This is a genomic window from Bradyrhizobium cytisi (genome assembly GCF_008123515.1).
GTDB classification, from domain to species: Bacteria; Pseudomonadota; Alphaproteobacteria; order Rhizobiales; family Xanthobacteraceae; genus Bradyrhizobium; species Bradyrhizobium cytisi.
The window spans coordinates 62,042-78,371 of the sequence record NZ_VSSR01000017.1 but is presented as its reverse complement, the minus strand read 5'-3'; the positions used below and the strand labels follow the sequence as shown (position 1 = coordinate 78,371).

General features: G+C 63.2%; 13 protein-coding genes and 1 pseudogene. 5 read left to right on the top strand and 9 right to left on the bottom strand.

Translation table 11 applies throughout. From position 1 onward, the window contains the following. Positions 1–86 precede the first annotated feature (86 nt). Both FXB38_RS10960 and FXB38_RS10955 read right to left on the bottom strand, forming a co-directional pair. Positions 87–2,408, bottom strand: a complete 2,322-nt coding sequence (locus tag FXB38_RS10960; protein WP_148750872.1) for a molybdopterin guanine dinucleotide-containing S/N-oxide reductase — start codon at positions 2,406–2,408, stop codon at positions 87–89. A gap of 192 nt (positions 2,409–2,600) precedes the next feature. Beyond that, entirely contained in the window at positions 2,601–3,164 is a 564-nt protein-coding gene (locus tag FXB38_RS10955; RefSeq protein WP_148750871.1) for a hypothetical protein, read from the bottom strand. A 287-nt stretch (positions 3,165–3,451) separates the two neighbouring features. Here FXB38_RS10955 and FXB38_RS10950 point away from each other — a divergent pair, with 287 nt between their 5' ends. The 5 genes and pseudogenes from FXB38_RS10950 to FXB38_RS43770 all read left to right on the top strand — a co-directional run. Beyond that, a complete protein-coding gene (locus tag FXB38_RS10950; protein ID WP_148750870.1) occupies positions 3,452–5,239 on the top strand; it encodes a peptide ABC transporter substrate-binding protein in 1,788 nt (595 codons plus the stop codon). A 941-nt stretch (positions 5,240–6,180) separates the two neighbouring features. Further along, a complete protein-coding gene (locus tag FXB38_RS42660; protein ID WP_187434797.1) occupies positions 6,181–6,573 on the top strand; it encodes a hypothetical protein in 393 nt (130 codons plus the stop codon). Between the two features lie 296 nt (positions 6,574–6,869). Next, positions 6,870–7,055: a hypothetical protein gene (locus FXB38_RS10935; protein WP_148750867.1), complete on the top strand. Its 186-nt coding sequence runs from the start codon at positions 6,870–6,872 to the stop codon at positions 7,053–7,055. A gap of 34 nt (positions 7,056–7,089) precedes the next feature. After that, positions 7,090–7,317, top strand: coding sequence for a hypothetical protein (locus FXB38_RS10930; RefSeq protein ID WP_148750866.1), 228 nt, complete (start codon positions 7,090–7,092; stop codon positions 7,315–7,317). 160 nt (positions 7,318–7,477) lie between these two features. After that, positions 7,478–7,555 (top strand): annotated as a pseudogene (locus FXB38_RS43770) (3-oxoacyl-ACP reductase); the annotation flags it as partial. A 167-nt stretch (positions 7,556–7,722) separates the two neighbouring features. On the opposite strand, the gene FXB38_RS10920 reads toward FXB38_RS43770, so the two are convergent. From FXB38_RS10920 to FXB38_RS10890, 7 genes are all read right to left on the bottom strand, one after another. Then, a complete protein-coding gene (locus tag FXB38_RS10920) occupies positions 7,723–8,733 on the bottom strand; it encodes an ArsR/SmtB family transcription factor (protein ID WP_148750865.1) in 1,011 nt (336 codons plus the stop codon). Between the two features lie 56 nt (positions 8,734–8,789). Next, on the bottom strand, positions 8,790–10,334 hold the full coding sequence (gene arfA / locus FXB38_RS10915; RefSeq protein WP_148750864.1) for an arabinosylfuranosidase ArfA: 1,545 nt from the start codon (positions 10,332–10,334) through the stop codon (positions 8,790–8,792). 26 nt (positions 10,335–10,360) lie between these two features. Continuing rightward, the gene (locus tag FXB38_RS10910; protein ID WP_148750863.1) at positions 10,361–11,197 is read right to left on the bottom strand and encodes an ABC transporter ATP-binding protein; all 837 of its coding nucleotides are present in this window, start codon (positions 11,195–11,197) and stop codon (positions 10,361–10,363) included. Then, complete coding sequence (locus tag FXB38_RS10905; RefSeq protein ID WP_148750862.1) at positions 11,194–12,225, bottom strand: ABC transporter ATP-binding protein; 1,032 nt, start codon at positions 12,223–12,225, stop codon at positions 11,194–11,196. The genes FXB38_RS10910 and FXB38_RS10905 overlap by 4 nt, the downstream gene beginning before the upstream one ends. Then, positions 12,222–13,085, bottom strand: a complete 864-nt coding sequence (locus tag FXB38_RS10900) for an ABC transporter permease (RefSeq protein ID WP_148750861.1) — start codon at positions 13,083–13,085, stop codon at positions 12,222–12,224. The genes FXB38_RS10905 and FXB38_RS10900 overlap by 4 nt, the downstream gene beginning before the upstream one ends. Next, positions 13,085–14,089 carry an ABC transporter permease gene (locus FXB38_RS10895; RefSeq protein WP_148750860.1) on the bottom strand — a complete coding sequence of 335 codons (1,005 nt, stop codon included), beginning with the start codon at positions 14,087–14,089 and terminating at the stop codon, positions 13,085–13,087. Before FXB38_RS10895 ends, FXB38_RS10900 begins: the two co-directional genes overlap by 1 nt. Before the next feature lie 76 nt (positions 14,090–14,165). Beyond that, positions 14,166–16,067 carry an ABC transporter substrate-binding protein gene (locus FXB38_RS10890; RefSeq protein ID WP_148750859.1) on the bottom strand — a complete coding sequence of 634 codons (1,902 nt, stop codon included), beginning with the start codon at positions 16,065–16,067 and terminating at the stop codon, positions 14,166–14,168. Positions 16,068–16,330 lie beyond the last annotated feature (263 nt).

Below are 16,330 nucleotides of genomic sequence, written 5' to 3'. Positions count from 1 at the left end.
CGCATTGGACCGTCGCCTGAACCCGCTGTCAAGCGACGGTCCAGTTTCCTGCTCGGCAAAGCTGACCGGTTCGGCTTTCGTGATCGCTACACCGGATCGAACGCCCGGATCGGCGGCAGATTGCCGGTGAACTTTTCCACCTCGACCGTCGTGAGCTGGCCGGTGCAGCCTTGCGCGAAGGACGAGGTACCGATGTCGCGGGTCAGCACGTTCGGATTGCCGTGAACGCAGAGCGGCGCCTCGTCTTCGGGGTCCATCGGGTCGTACCAGGCGCCGGTCGGGAGCTGCACCACACCGGGCGCGATGCCGTCAGTGACGTTCACCGCGGCCAGGCAGGCGCCGCGTTGGTTGAAGAGACGGATGATATCGCCGTCCTTGATGCCGCGCGCGTCAGCGTCGCGCGGATTCATCCGCGCGACCTCGCGGCCGCGATGTTTGGCGGCGAGCGAATGTCCGCCGAAGTCGAGCTGGCTGTGCAGCCGCGTCACCGGCTGGTTGGCGACGAGGAAGCACGGCGCGCCGGGTTTCGGCATATCGCTCTTCTCGAGCCAGACCGGATGTCCCGGACAATCCGCATCGCCGTGTCCGGCGATCTTCGCGGAGTAAATCTCGATGCGTCCGCTCGGCGTCGGCAGCGCATGCGCGACCGGGTCCTCGCGAAAACTGCGCAGCCGGCCGCCATCGTCGGGCTGCTGCGGCACGACCAGGCTGCCGCGCTGCCAGAACTCCTCGAAGCTCGGGGCCTCTAACCCGCGCTTGGCGAGCGAGACGCGGGTCGGCTCGTAGAGATGCTCCAGCCACTCTCGCGAGGTGCGCCCCTCGGTGAAGGGCTCGCGGGCGCCGAGGCGATCGGCAAGATTGGCGAAGATATCGTAATCGTCGCGCGCAAGCCCAAACGGCTCGGCAATGCGGTGCATCGCAACCATCAGCGGATCGTTGGTGGAATAGCCAATGTCCTCGCGTTCCAGCGTCATGGTCGAGGGCAGCACGATATCGGCGTGGCGCGCCGTCGCAGTCCAGGCGAGCTCGTGCACCACCAGCGTATCGACTTTCGCGAAGGCCTTGCGCAGGCGGTTGATGTCCTGGTGATGATGGAATGGATTGCCGCCGGCCCAATAGACCAGGCGGATGTCCGGATAGGTGCGCGTCTCGCCATTGTAGCGATAGGTGCTGCCAGGATTGAGCAGCATGTCGGCGATGCGCGCCACCGGAATGAAATCACGGACGCCGTTGCGGCCCTGCCCCAGCGTCGGCCCTGGCACGTCGTTGACGCGGCGGCCGTAATAGCCGATCGCGCCCAGTGAATAGGCGTAGCCGCCGCCGGGAAGACCGATCTGGCCAAGGGCTGCCGCCAGCACCATGCCCATCCAAACCGGCTGCTCGCCATGCTCGGCGCGCTGCAGCGAATGCGAGACGGTGATGAGCGCGCGCTTGCCGGCAAGGCGCCGTGCCAGCGTGTGTATGGTGTTCGCGTCGACGCCGCAGATCGCGGCCGCCCATGCGGCGTCCTTGGCCTGCCCGTCGCTCTCCCCGGTGAGATAGCGCAAGAACACCGGCCATCCCTCGGTGTAGCGATCGAGGAAGGCCTGGTCATGCAGAGCTTCGCTGACCAGCGTGTGGACGATGCCGAGCATCAGGGCGGTGTCGGTGCCGGGGATGCATGTCATCCATTCCGCGCCGGCCTCGACAGGCAGGTCATCCCGCAGCGGGCTCATCAGGATGAACTCGCAGCCGCGCTTCCGCGCCGCTTCCATCGCACCGCGCTCGACGTGCTTGCTGATCGAGCCGCCGGCGACCATCGAGTTCTTCAGCGCCATGCCGCCGAACGCGAGCACGATCTCGGTCTCGGCCGCGATCTGCTCCCAGGTGACGTTGCGCTTGGTGATGTCCTCGTAGCCCGCCATGATCTGCGGCAGCAGCACCGAGGAAGCGCCCGAGGAATAGGAGTTCACCGAGCGGACATAGCCGCCCATCGCGATGTTGAGAAAGCGATGCACCTGGCTCTGCGCGTGATGCAGCCGGCCCGCGCTCGACCAGCCATAGGAACCGCCGAACACGGCGCCGGGGCCGCGCGTGTCGCGGATGCGCATAAGCTCGTCGCCGAGCAGATCGAGCGCCTTCTCCCAGCTGACGGAGACGAATTCGTCGCGGCCGCGCCGGTCATCCGGGCCGGGCCCGCGCTCGAGCCAGCCGCGGCGGATCGCAGGCTGTGCGATGCGCGCCTGATGGCGCAACGCGCCGGGGAAATTGTCGATGATGCCGTTCGGATCGGGATCGCCCGCATAGGCCCTCACCTCCAACCCGGCTGCGCCATTGCGTGCGGAAAACACGCCCCAATGCGAGGTGTGCGGCTTGAAGCCGTCCGACAAATCGAGGCCGGGGTCGGGGAAGCCAATCGTATCGTCCATCGCGTGGCCCTCGTCGCGGAGCGCCGCGCAGGCGGCTCCGGTCGCAATCATGGACGCAATATAATGAGGCGCGCGCGTGGAGGGCAACGAATTACGGACCCCTGGAACCGCGCGCATGGCCGCATCCCGCAGATCGCACGGCGGCCTGCGGCGCGTTTCCCCCTCAACCGGGCATCTCGAGCTGCGCCCCGCTCAGCTCCGGGCGTCAACCTGGCTCGTACGATCGGATGACGCGGCCTGCCGCGCGGCATAGGCGGACGCAGCTGACGATGTCGGTGAATATTGCGCGAGGGATTCGGTGAGCTCCTCGGCAGCCTCGGTGAGCTCCTTCATCACCGCGGCGCTGTCCGTGACCTGATTGCCGGAAGAATGAATGACCTCGAACGACAATCCGTTCGGAAGATCGACGTGGATCTTGTCGATTCCGACGGTGTCAGGGGAGTCGTCATTCTGCGATTGGCCAGTCGCGGAGGACGAATTTCCCGATACCTGCTGACTCGCAAACCGCTGCACGAAATCTTCGATGGATTTGAGCGCGCTGGCGTCCAGGCCGCCGCCACCGAAATGAACGATGCCGACCGACATGCCGTTCGGCAAATTGACCTTGACCTCGTCGTAAGGCGTGCCGTCATGCATCAGCGAGGCGAAGGTCGAGACGTCTCCCTGCGAACCATCGGTCGATTTCGAGGGGCCGGTGGATGACGACGAACCCGTCGCGCTTCCACCACTGATGCTGCTCATGCTGCCGATGCTCATACGCGAACTCCACTGTCATTGCGAACGCACGTTCCGCGTGCAATGGGCATGCCAGACGGGAGATTCATTGCCATCAAGGACTTATCGCGAACGCGAGTCGGCAGATCCATCGCGACGGCAAATCTGTCCCGGCAGAAGCTGCCGACCTGCCGCCACATCGTCTTGCCGAACGCGCGCTCGTCATTTCGCCGCAGGCCTTTCCGACGTTGTCGGCATTGCCGCCTCGTCCCTGATGCAACATGATGGGGTCGGTGACGACTGTTCCTGTGGCAGCTGGAGGTCATCTGATGGACGAACACGACATCCGCGGCTTCATCGCGGAGGTGAAGCAGGGCACGCTCTCGCGACGCGCGTTCATCCAGACCATGGCTGCGGTCGGGATCGCAGCTCCAGTCGCGAGCCAGATCCTGCTCTGGAACGGCGTGGCGATGGCGGACGCCACGCTGGCCTACAAGCCGACCAAGGCCGGCGGCGGCGGTCCGCTCAAGCTCCTGCTCTGGCAGGCTCCGACGCTGCTCAATCCGCATTTCGCACTCGGCACCAAGGACCAGGTCGCCTCGCGGGTCTTTTTCGAGCCGCTCGCCGGTTGGGACAAGGAAGGCAATCTCATCCCCTGCCTCGCCGCCGAGGTCCCGACCAAGGCGAATGGCGGCCTCTCCGCCGACGGCACCACCGTGATCTGGAAGCTGAAGCAGGGCGTGCGATGGCACGATGGCAAGCCCTTCACCGCCGACGATGTCGTCTTCACCTGGCAATACGCCGCGGATCTCGCCACCGCCGCCTACACCACGGGGTCCTATCAGAACATCACGGTCGAGAAGATCGACGACCACACCGTCAAGCTGACCTTCAAGGCCCCAACCCCGTTCTGGGCCGACCCCTTCGTCGGCTCGGTCGGTCAGATCCTGCCGAAGCATCATTTTGTCGACTACGTCGGCGCGAAATCGCGCGACGCGCCGGGCAATCTGAAGCCGGTCGGCACCGGTCCCTACAAGTTCGTCGAGTTCAAGCCGGGCGATCTGCTCCGGGCCGAACGCAATCCCGACTACCACGTCAAGAACCAGCCTTATTTCGACACGTTCGAGATCAAGGGCGGCGGCGACGCGGTCTCCGCGGCGCGCGCCGTGCTGCAGACCGGCGAATATGACTATGCCTGGAATCTGCTGGTCGAGGATGAGATCCTCAAGCGCATGGAGGCCGGTGGCAAAGGCAAGGTGGAGTTCACGATCTCCGGCGGCGTCGAGTTCATCATCCTCAACACGACCGACCCGTGGACCGAGGTCGACAGCGAACGCTCCAGCGCCAAGACGAGACACCCGACGCTGTCCGACCCGGCCGTGCGCCGCGCGCTCAACCTGCTGATCGACCGCGACGGGATTCAGAAATTCATCTACGGCCGCGGCGCCGTCGCAACCGCCAGCTTCGTCAACCAGCCCCGCCAGTTCAAGTCGAGCAAGCTGGTTTACGAGTTCAATGTCGACAAGGCCAACAAGATTCTCGATGAGGCCGGCTGGAAGATGGGTGCCGACGGCATCCGCGAGAAGGACGGCAAGAAGCTCAAATACGTATTCCAGACCTCGATCAACGCCCCGCGCCAGAAGACGCAGGCCATCATCAAGCAGGCCTGCCAGAAGGCCGGAATCGAGATCGAGCTCAAATCGGTCACCGCATCGGTGTTCTTCTCCTCCGACGTCGGCAACCCCGACACCTACTCCAAATTCTATTGCGACATGGAGATGTACAACACGACGATGCCGCAGCCCGATCCGGAGCGGTTCCTGAACCAGTGCGTGTCCTGGGAGATCGCCAACAAGGACAACAAATGGCTCGGCCGCAACGTCTCGCGCTGGTCCGATCCGGAGGCCGACAAGGCCTACAAGGCCGCACAACAGGAGCTCGACCCGGTCAAGCGCGCCGCGCTGCTGATCAAGGTCAATGAGATCTTCTGCGCGGCCAACATCTTCCTGCCGTTGCTGTCGCGCTACATCACCGGCGGCGCCGTCAACAACCTCATGACCGACATCTCGGGGTGGGACGTCACGACGTGGAATGTGGCGAGCTGGTATCGGAGCTGAGGGCGGACACATTCCGTAGGATGGGTCCAGCACTTGAGAAACCCATCATCCTTCGTCGTTCGCCTGGCCTTGATGGGTTTCGCTTCTCCGCTCTACCCACATCGTCATTGCGAGCGCAGCGAGGCAATCCAGAATCCCTCCCCGGAAAGACTCTGGATTGCTTCCGCCTTCGCCAAGGCTTCGGCAGACAAGTCGCTGCGCTCGCAATGACGGAGTATGAGGCAACGGCTTCGCTCCGCATTTCGCCCGAGCTTTGCATGATCACTCGAAGCCGAGAGGGCGCAGGGAAGGCCGGGTGCTGATCTCGCACCCGCGGTCTGCTGCGCGAAATGGTAGCGCAGGAAAACCGCACAGCAGCATACCAGGTGGCGCCGATCACTCGGCCTTCCCTGCGCAGTGGTTTGACGGCTTATGCTGTGCTCTCCCGGGAGCCGAGTTCGTTCTGGCCTCCCTCACTTCCAGCGAATTGACGGTGCGGTTGACCCGGTTGGGCGCTCCACACCTCCGCGAAAGCTTGGCCGTAGCGACGACGGCCAGGACCACACGGTTTTACGCACGGCTCGCTGGTTCGCCGCATTATCTTCCAGCGTTGTCGACGTTGCCGGAAGAATGCAGGCGAGACGAACCCTAGATAGTGCCGCTCGTCGGCACGCGGTTTCGGGCTCACAGGGACTACCCGCCCTGCCCGCTCCTCTCGCACCCAACGCTGCCCGCGTCCACCGCAAGCCCGGCTCGCGAACAAGACGACACGAGATCGCCCCTCAAGGATGAGCCGGGATGGGCGATACATACGTCATTTCCGAATTTCGGTAAAGTGGAATATTTGTGGGAAGGGGTTGACGGGATGCGGAACAGGACGGGCCTTGAAGACATGCCGAAAAGGAAGACATGCTCGGACCGTCGCCGCAATTCACGGCTCATCCGATGAGCCATCGCCCTTTGTGGATATCGAACTTCACCGAGCCTTCGTCTCGCATTTTCAACAGGAGGGACTGACAAGCTTCCTCGTTCGCGACATTGGCGCGTTTCATGACTTCGTAGACTTTGAGCGGCTTCTCTCGAAGCGCGATCAGGATATTTTCTCGATCATTCAGCACGACGAAACTCCTCCGACCAACAAGCGCGCCAAATCACTGAAAGTACGACAGCTGATCTTCAGTCACGACTCGCTCGACATTCCCCGACTTGCTCTTGATACGGTATCGAAGACGTCCATCTGCCTCGATGGGCATGCATTGTACGATGGTGTAAACCATTGCCGGATCAATGGCTGCACGTCCTTGCGGACCTTGGGGCTGGTGGCGAACGTCTTCATTCAGCTTATAGGCATATGACATGTGCTTACCTCTAAAGTGATCTACGATTGCTCTACTGTAGAGCATGCTGTGACGCATGTAACCATTGCCCTCCCGCTCAGACCAGCAAAAACAGCGCCGCGCAGTCCGACCGTGTCCAACGATGTCCTCAGGTTTGGGGCCGATCTGCGTTCGTGTGGCAGCTTCGCCGGTGCGCTAGAACCGTTGGGTGAACGCCCTGCACTTTTGAGGTCGCCGACTGCGCGACAAGCGTCTATTGTTCCCACGACTCATTTGAACAGCTCTGGACAAGTCGCAGGTGCAAGGATCGAGCAATGACCAAACGGACGCGCTCCGCCGAGCAACAGCTCGCGGATGAAGCAGACCGAAAGGCGCAAAATCCAATCGGGGCGCGCCAAACGATCGCGGACAGCCACGCCGATCCGGAGTTCCAGGAAAACCATAAGCGCCTCAGGGCGGAGCGCCTGGCGCGAGATGCCGGGCTGACAAGCAAGAATTGACCCGACTATCGAGCAGCGTCTGGATCGAGAAAAGATGACAAAGACATTTGGTGAGCACCAACCGCCGAAGCCAATCAGCAAAGCGGAGCGTGAAGCACGCAAGGCCTTCCGCCAAGTCGATGCAGTGAAGGCAATGTCCGAGCACGCGCTCGCCGAGCAGGCCTTCGCTCAGAATCGAGAGCGGCTGAAGGCAGAGCGGCTGGCGCGGGAAGCCGCAGCGGGCCCGGCGCCAAAAAAGCAGCCCAAGACGAAGAGCAAGTGAAGGCGCACAAACAGCTGCACGACTTGAGCTTGCAGGAGCGGCTCTAAAGCACCGCCAAAGCTTCTTCCCAGCTGGAGCGGTGAGCCACTCGGCCCGCCTCGTCATCGCGTGCCAAACATATTCGCGATAGCAGTTAAGTGCACTGTCACCGTAATATCCGGTGCTGTACCTCGAAGGTGCCAACTTCGTGACCGACGAGATCCTGCACGTGGACGGCGGACAGAGCGCTGGACATTGAGAGGATATCGCGCCGTGCTCGAGACATGGCATGCGTCGTCGCGAAGCACGGCTCTGCAGGATAGTCGCGCACCAGTCCCGTCCTCCGTAGAGCACACGTTTGATCTCCTCTGGACGCTCAAGAGGGCACGCGCAACCCGGCTGGTCGCGCCGATGGGGGGCCGGTCCCTACTTCAGGTGCAGTCGCATCAGGATATCGTGATTGTGATTGCCGAAGCCGCGGCCGAAGATGTTGACCCCTCCAGGGTGGGCCGCGTCGTCGTCGATGCCGACGCGCAGCCGGATCGAATGGTGCTCGGCGAGTCGCAACTGGGCCAGGGTCACCGACGACAGCTTCTTCGCTCCCATGTAGGTGCCCTTTGGGGAAATGTGCCACTGGGTCAGCGCGCCGTATTGCGAGCCTTCGAGCTTCCACCATCGCGGGGTGTGGACGCCGCGGCGATCGCCGTAGTCGCCCGGTGAGGTCCAGGTGCCGACCTTGACCTCATTCACCCACAGGCTGATGTCCGAGGGCCAGTCGGCATTGGTGCCCGGCACCTCCGACGATAGCTCCAGCGCGAATTCGAGCGCCTCGACATTGGCATTCAGCACTTTTGCGTTGTTGGGAAACTTGTATTCGACATGACCGCGCCCGAACCAGATCAGGGCGGCCTGCACCCGGCACGGATCGAGAAACAGGTCGGGCACGTCGAGCACGCCCATGATGCCTTTGGTCGAACACAGCCCGCAGGGTGCCGAGACATTATAACTGGTGTACAGCCCGACCGGCATCTCGACCTCGATGATGTCCTTTTGCCGACTGGTCTCCTCACCATCGAGCCGGATCACGATCTCGTCGAACCGAGCGGCGCAGATCTTCTGCTGGCCCTTGCGGGCACGACCGATCTCGGTGTCGATGAGTTCGGACTCCTCCAGGATCTGGATATTGGTCGCGATGGTCGATTGCGGCAGCCCCAGCGCCTCGCTGATCTGGTTGACGTTGAGCGGACCGCGCCGCCGCAGCAGCCGCAGGATGCGCACCCGCACCGGTGAGGCGAGGCCGCGGACGATCTCGAACTGCTGCTCGGGATCGACGTTGAGAAAGCTGCGGATACCGTTCGACTTCGGCACGGCCCGTGCCCGTTCCCGCTTGCCGGCGAGTCTTGTCCGCTTCTTCGGATCCGAATTCCTGTCGAGCATGCTGGAGTCCTCGCTGTCCGAGCCGGCAATACCGCACCGGCCCGGGATCCGCGATGTCAGTTCGCGGACAAATGAATCACATTCCACGACGCCGGCTTCAGCCGAGCCCGAATCTGGCCGCCCTCCACGCTCACGCCCTGCAGTGGAGCCGGCTTGACGCGCTCCGCCGCATCCTTGGTGTTGGTCGCCTGGAGGTCGTCATGCCGCAGTTCAAGCGCTTCGCCAACCGCGAGCCGCCCAAAACTCCTGGCTTCGAGACTGATATCTATCTCCTGGCTGAGGTCGCGGTTGAGCAGGAACAGCGAGAGGCCGCCGCTCTCGCCGGCGACCGCCGCCAGCTTCAGGTACGGCACATTGCTGACCGGGAAGGTCTGCTCGTCGGTACCGCGCGGATCGTAATAGGCCGAATCGTAGGTCTCGGACTCGACCTGGGCGCGCAGCACCTTGCCGCGACCGAGCCGGCTCACATGCGCGAACGGGAAGAAGATGGTCTGCCGCCACGCCGGTCCGCCGGTCTCGGTCATGATCGGCGCGATCACGTTGACCAATTGGGCGATGCAGGCGGACTTGATCCGGTCGGCATGGTTGAGCAGCGAGATGCAGGCGCCGCCGAACGCCAACGCGTCCTCCATAGTGTAGATCTCCTCCAGGATCGGCGGCGCCACCGGCCAGCCTTCCTTGACCCGGTCGGCGCGCTTGCGCCGGGTGCGATACCACACGTTCCATTCATCAAAGCTCAGCATCATCCGCTTGGTCGAGCGGCGCTTCGCCGCTACCGAATCGGCGATCGCGACGACCTCGTCGATAAACCTGTCCATCAGGTCGGGGGCGGCCAGGAAGGCGGCGGTGTCCTGCTTGTAGTTGTTGAGGTAAGTGTGCAGCGAAATGTATTCGGCGTGATCGAAGGTGTGCTCGATCACGGTGTCTTCCCAATGCCCGAACGTCGGCATGTTGCGCGCCGACGAGCCGCAGGCAGCGAGCTCGATGGTCGGATCGACCCAGCGCATCATCTTGGCGGCTTCCCGCGCCACGGCGCCGTAGGCGGCCGCGGTCTTGTATTCCATCTGCCAGGGACCATCCATTTCATTGCCCAGGCACCAGAACTTGACGCCGTGCGGCTTCTCCCAGCCATGGGCGCGGCGCAGGTCAGACCAATAGGTGCCGCCGGGATGGTTGCAATATTCGACGAGGTTGCGCGCGGCGTCGCCGCCGCGGGTACCGAGGTTCACCGCCATCATCGGCTCGACGCCGGCGACCTTGCACCAGTCCATGAACTCGTTGGTACCGAACGTATTCGGCTCGGTGGTAAACCAGGCAAGGTCGAGCCGCGCCGGCCGCTGGTCGACCGGGCCGACACCATCCTCCCAATTGTAGCCGGAAACAAAATTGCCGCCGGGATAGCGCATGATGGTGGGACCGAGCTCCTTCACCAGATCCAGCACGTCCTTCCGGAATCCCTTCTCGTCGGCGGTCTTGTGGCCGGGCTCGTAGATGCCGCCATAGACGCAACGTCCGAGGTGCTCGACGAAGGCACCGAACAGGCGCGGATCGGTCTGGCCGATGACGAAATCGCGGTCCATCAGAACTTTTGCTTTTCTCACTTTTCTCTCCGATGCGGTGCCTGGTGTTACGTTGACGGTGAATTGGCTGGCGCTGTTCCGCCGGTAACTTCGGGCAAGAGGACGGCGGCGCGCAGCTGTTGCGAATAGGGATGTTGCGGGGCGTTCAGCACGGTCCTGGCGTCGCCGCTTTCGACCACGCGGCCGTTCTGCATAATCATGATGCGGTCGCTGATGTAATAGGCGGTGGCAAGATCGTGGGTGACGTAGATGATCGAGATGCCGAGATCATCGCGCAGCGCCCTGAACAGGTTGACGATCGACATGCGCAGCGAGGCATCGACCATCGACACCGGCTCGTCGGCGACGATCAGCTTGGGGCTTGAGAGCAGTGCGCGGGCGATGGCGACGCGCTGCAGTTGCCCGCCGGACATCTCGTGGGGGTAGCGATGACGCACTTCCTTCAGCGACAACCCGACCTTGCGCAGCGCCTCGTCGACGGCGGCTTCGAGCGCGGCCTGGCCGACGGCTGCGGAAAATCGCTGCCGCGTCATGAACAGATAGCGGTCGAGCTGTTTCAGCGGATTGAACGCCTCGAACGGGTTCTGGAAAATTGGCTGCACCTTGTGCATGAACGCGAGGCGATCCCGGTTGCTGCGGACGGTGGAAAGATCGGTGCCGTCGAGCACCAGCGATCCGGCACTGGGCTGCTCGATGTTCAGGATCATCCGCGACAGCGTGGTTTTGCCGCTGCCGGACTCGCCGATGATGGTGAATATTTCCGGCCGTGCCGCCTCGATCCGGAAGCTGACATCATTGACGGCGACGATGCGCCGGCTCGACAACAGCCCGCCGCGGCTGAACACCTTGGTGGCGTGCGAAACCTCGAGCAATGCGTTGCTCATGGAGCCTGGTCCCCGTTGACGGCAAAGCAGGCGACACGATGGTCCGGCTCGGTTTCGACCATGTCGGGCACGCGCTCACTGCAAGCCGCCATGGCCAGCGGGCAGCGCGGATGAAACCGGCAGCCGGGCGGCGGGTCGGCCAGGCTAGGCGGCGAGCCTTCGAGGCCCTTGCGCTGGATGTCGTCGCCGATCCGAGGCAGGCTCGAGATCAGATGCCGGGTGTAGGGATGCAGCGGCCGGCGGAAGATCTCCGCCGTCGCGGCTTCCTCGACCAGGCGGCCCGCATACATGATGCCGAGCCGGTCGGTGAGATGGGCGTGCACGCCCATGTCGTGCGTGACGAACAGCACCGAGGAGCCGATCTCGCGCTGAATGCCGCGGATCATGCCGAGCACGTCCTTCTGCACCACGACGTCGAGTGCGGTGGTCGGCTCGTCGGCGATGATGAAATCGGGGCGGCAGATGGTGGCGAGCGCGATGGTGGCGCGCTGGCGCATGCCGCCGGAGAGTTCATGCGGATAGGCCGTCAGCACCGAGGCATCCAGTTTGACGCGCGCCAGGTGATCGACCACGGCCTGCTCGAACTGGCGGTCGCTCGCATCGATATGCGAGCGTGCGAAATCGGCAAAGGTCGCGCGCAGCCGACGCACGGGGTTCAACACGTTCATCGAGCCCTGCATGATGTAGGACAGATGCCGCCAGCGGATCCGCGCCACTTCGGCCGGCGGCGCCCGGTGCAGCCCGCCGTAGCCTGGCAGGAAGGCGAAATCGACGGTGCCCCCGACCACCTCCAGCGGCGGTTTGATAGCCCCGGCGATGGTCTTGATCAGCGTGGTCTTGCCGGAGCTGGATTCACCGGCGAGGCCGTAGATCTCGCCGCGCCGGACGTCGAAGCTGATGCCGTCGACCGCCTTGACATAGCGCTTGACGCCGAAATGATTGGTGCGGAAATGCGCCTTGAGGTCACGCACCGCCAGGATCGGCGCAGCCGCATCGGGACGAGCCGGCAGGGCGGGCGAGGCCGTCATGAGGCGCCTCCCATCCGGCTCAGGCGGCTGCGCGGATCGATGTATTCATTCATCGAGACCGCCAGCAGGAACAGCCCGATGAAGGTCATGACGACGATGGCCGTGGGAAAGGCGATCCACCACCAGATGCCGGCGACCATCGCGGTATGCTGGTTGGCCCAGTAGATCATGCCGCCAATCGTCGGGGTATTGATGTCGGTGAAGCCGAGCACCGACAGCGTCACTTCGAGCCCGATCGACCACACCATATTGTTCATCGTGGTCGAGAACACGATCGGCATCACGTAAGGCAGGTGCTCCTGCACCAGGATCTCGCGAGTGCTCATGCCGGAGAACACGCTGCTCTGGGTGAACTCCCTGGTCTTGAGACTCATCGCCACCGAGCGGATCAGGCGGGCGTCATAGGCCCAGCCAAGGCAGGCCATGATCAGCGCGAGAATCAGCCACGACATCGAGTCGCGCATAACAAAATAGAACAGCACCAGGATCGGCAGTAGCGGCATCACGATGAAGGTGTCGTTGATCGACATCAGCACGCGGTCGATCCAGCCGCCCTTGTAGCCGCTGACAAGCCCGATCACGAGCGCCAGCACCCGACTGATCAGCGCCACGGTACCTCCGAACAGCAAGGTGTTGCGGATCGCGAAGGTCAGTTGCCAGAACACGTCCTGGCCGCGCGAGGTGGTGCCGAACCAGTAGGTCGGCGACGGCGGCACGTCCGGCGGCACCACGTAGACCTGATCGGGCGGATAGGGCGAGAAGCTCGCCAACACCGACAGGATCAGAACAAAACCCACCAGCACGATACCGATGCGGAATTCGGGGTTGTAGCGCAGCAGGTCGCGCAGGATCCGCAGCATCAACGCACCTTCACCCTGGGATCGAGCAGCGGATACAGGAGATCGATGGCGAGCACGCCGATCGACACGCCGACGATGGAAATGGTGGTGACGCCGAGCACCAAGCCGTAGTCCCCGGCATATACCGCATCGACCAGCAGCGAGCCGATGCCGGGATAGCCGAACACCTTTTCGGTGATGACCGCGCCGTTGAAGATGCCGCCGAGCGAGATCGCCAGCCCGGTGACCTGTGGCACCAGCGCGTTGCGCATCACATAGGAGGTCAGGATGCGGTGGCGGTCGACGCCGCCGAGTTCGGCGTAGACCACATAATCCTCGGTCACCACGTTTGAGACCAGCGAACGCATGCCGAGAAACCAGCTGCCGATGCCGATCAGGATCAGTGACAGCGCTGGCAGGATGGCATGCATCAGCACGCTGGAGATGAAGTCCCAGGTCCAGGTCTGCGGCAGGTTCATCGCCGAGCCGCCGGCGATCGGCAGCACCGGCCACAGAAAGCCGAACACGATCAGGAGCAGCAGCGCCAGGATGTAATAGGGGATCGGATGCAGCCCCATCGCGATCACGCCCATCAGCTTCAGGCCGCGGCTCTTCTGGTAGTAGCCGGCGAGCCCGCCGAGCAGGTTGCCGAGCACCCAGGTGATGATGGTGGAGATCATCAATAAACCCGCGGTCCATGGCAGCGCGCGACCGATCAGCGTCGAGACCGGCGTCGGGAACGCCGACATCGACGGCCCGAAATCCGCCCGCAGGATGCGCCTCCAGAACACCAGATACTGCTCGACCGGCGAGCCGCCGAGCCCGTAGAGCTCCCGCAGTGACGTGCGCATCTGCTCGATGGCATCCGGCGCGGTGTTGCCGAACGAGGTCGCCGCCGAGATCGACTGCTCGACCGGGTCGATCGGCGTGGCATGGGTGATCACATAAGCGAGATTGATGCCGATGAACACCACCAGCACGAATTGCCCCAGCCGCCGCACGATGTAGATGAGATATCCGTTCATGAGTTCATTGCTTGAGCGGTGAGCGGCTTGCGATCCCTCCCCTTGCGAGGAGGGATAAGAAAACGGCGCTGCCGGATTAATGCGCCGGCTTCAGCTTCACGAACATGTAGCGGGAGTTGCCCCAGTTCGGCACCGGATCGGTGTAGGGATCTTCCGCGGTCGGGTAGCCGGTCCAGTAGGTCTGGTCCATTGCCGTGAACACATTGTAGGCCATCAGCGGAATGGTCGGCATCTCCTTGACCGCGAGCTTGACGTATTCCTTCCCGAGCTCGATCGACTTCGGATCGTCGAAGCCGACGCTGCGGGTCTGTTCGATGATCTTGTCGAGCTCGGGGTTGGACCAGCGCTGCCAGTTGCGCTGCGGCTGCGACTTGCCGGGCTCGGCAACGAACTGCGAGTGCCAGCTGTCGAGGAAATACGACAGGTCCTGATGGCCGCCCCAGGTCTCGACACTCCAGCCGATGAAGCTGTCGAAATCGCCGGCGGCTCGGCGGGTCGGCAGCGTGCCTTGCGCAACGTCGATCTTGGCATCGATGCCGGCCTGCTTCCACTGCTGCACGATCATGGTGCCGGCGCGGGTCATCACCGGCCGCAGATCGCCTTCGACCATGACGCGCACCGTGAACGGCTTGCCGTCCGGTGTCGACCAGGCGCCGCCGCGCTTGGTGAAGCCGGCCTTCTCGAGGAGTTCAGCGGCGGCCTGCGGATCGGTCTTCCACCAGCCCATGCCGAAGGCGCGGGCGATCTCCTTCGGATCCGACGGGATCTGCTCGCCCATCGAGGGCCGCAGCATGTCGGCGATCTGCTTGCCGATGGTCGGATCGTAGGGCTTGATCTTGCGCTTGCCGGTATCGATCTCGAAGTTCTTCAGCCATTCCTCCATCGGCTGATGGTAGGTGGCCGGATGCGTCCCAGTCGGCGGCACGCCGATCGCCGAGATGGTGGCGGCGCCGCGATAGGACGCCATCGACACCGCCTTGATGTCGATCAGCAGCGCCAGCGCCCAGCGGACGTCGCGGTTTTTGAACAGCTCGTTCTGGTCATTGAAAATCACCGCCGGCAGCGTCGGGTCCGGATGGCCGTACGGGAACCCCTTGAACCAGGCGCGGGTGCTCTTGCTTTGCTTGGCGAGGGCGAACATCCCTTCCGGCGCGATGTCATGGATGACGTCGAGTTCGTGGTTGAGCTGCGCGATCACGCGCTTGTCGGGCGGTCCGGGATCGACATAGGCAAGATATTTCGGACCCGGCTTGCCGAAGCGCCCCAGCGTGGTGCGCTGCCAGTCGTCACGCAATTGCCAGATGTACCATTTGCCGTCGGGGTCAAAGCTGTGCAGCACATAGGCGCCAAGCGAAATCGGCTTGTTGAAGTCGAACTTAGCCGGATCCGGCACTTTCTCGAACACGTGCTTGGGCAGGATCCAGACCGCACCCCAGCGCACCGTGAAGTTGGCGTGGAAGCGCGAATTCGGCTTCTTGAGCTTGAACACCACCGTATACGGATCCGGCGCCTCGACCGAGGCGACGTTGCTGGCCATCACCGCGCTGTAGCGCATCCCCGGATTCTTGATCTGCAGCATCACCGTCGCCAGCACGTCCTCTGCAGTAAATTCGACGCCGTCGCTCCAGAAGATGCCCTTGCTCAGCTTCACCGTCATTTCGGTGAAATCGGCATTGTATTGCGGCTTGTCGGCGGCGAGCGCGTTCTCCCAGACGCCGTTGATGCCGCTTTCCGGATCGATGTACCACAGCGTATCGAGCGCGGCCTGCTGCAAGCCGTTGGATTGCGCGCCGGCATTGATCGCCCAGATGTTGAACCAGCCGGCGTTCTTGATGGTGCCTTCCGGGTTCTCCAGGATCAGCAGTTCCTTGCGGGGAATGTTCTGCGGAATGCCCTGCGCGTGACCGGAACTTATCGGCAGGAAAAGCTGCAGCGCCAATGCGCACACCGCCGGCACCAACGCACGAATGCGGTTCATCGTTTTCTCCCTCATCGTGCGAGGCTTCAGGGCTCGCGCTTGTTGTGCGCGCGATCCTAGATGGGGGAAAACTGGTGAACAACCAAAATCGTGATCTATATCCGAAGTTCGGGTTTAGTGCTCGGGCTAGTCTAGCCTGATGCGTGGCTCGGGGCGTCCGGTGGCGCCGACCTCGAGCACGAATGTTTGGCCGTGAAGCGGATCGGCGGCCCTGACCGTCGAGGCCGCGGGTCTGGCCGCGGTGATAGCAGAGCGTCTGCGGC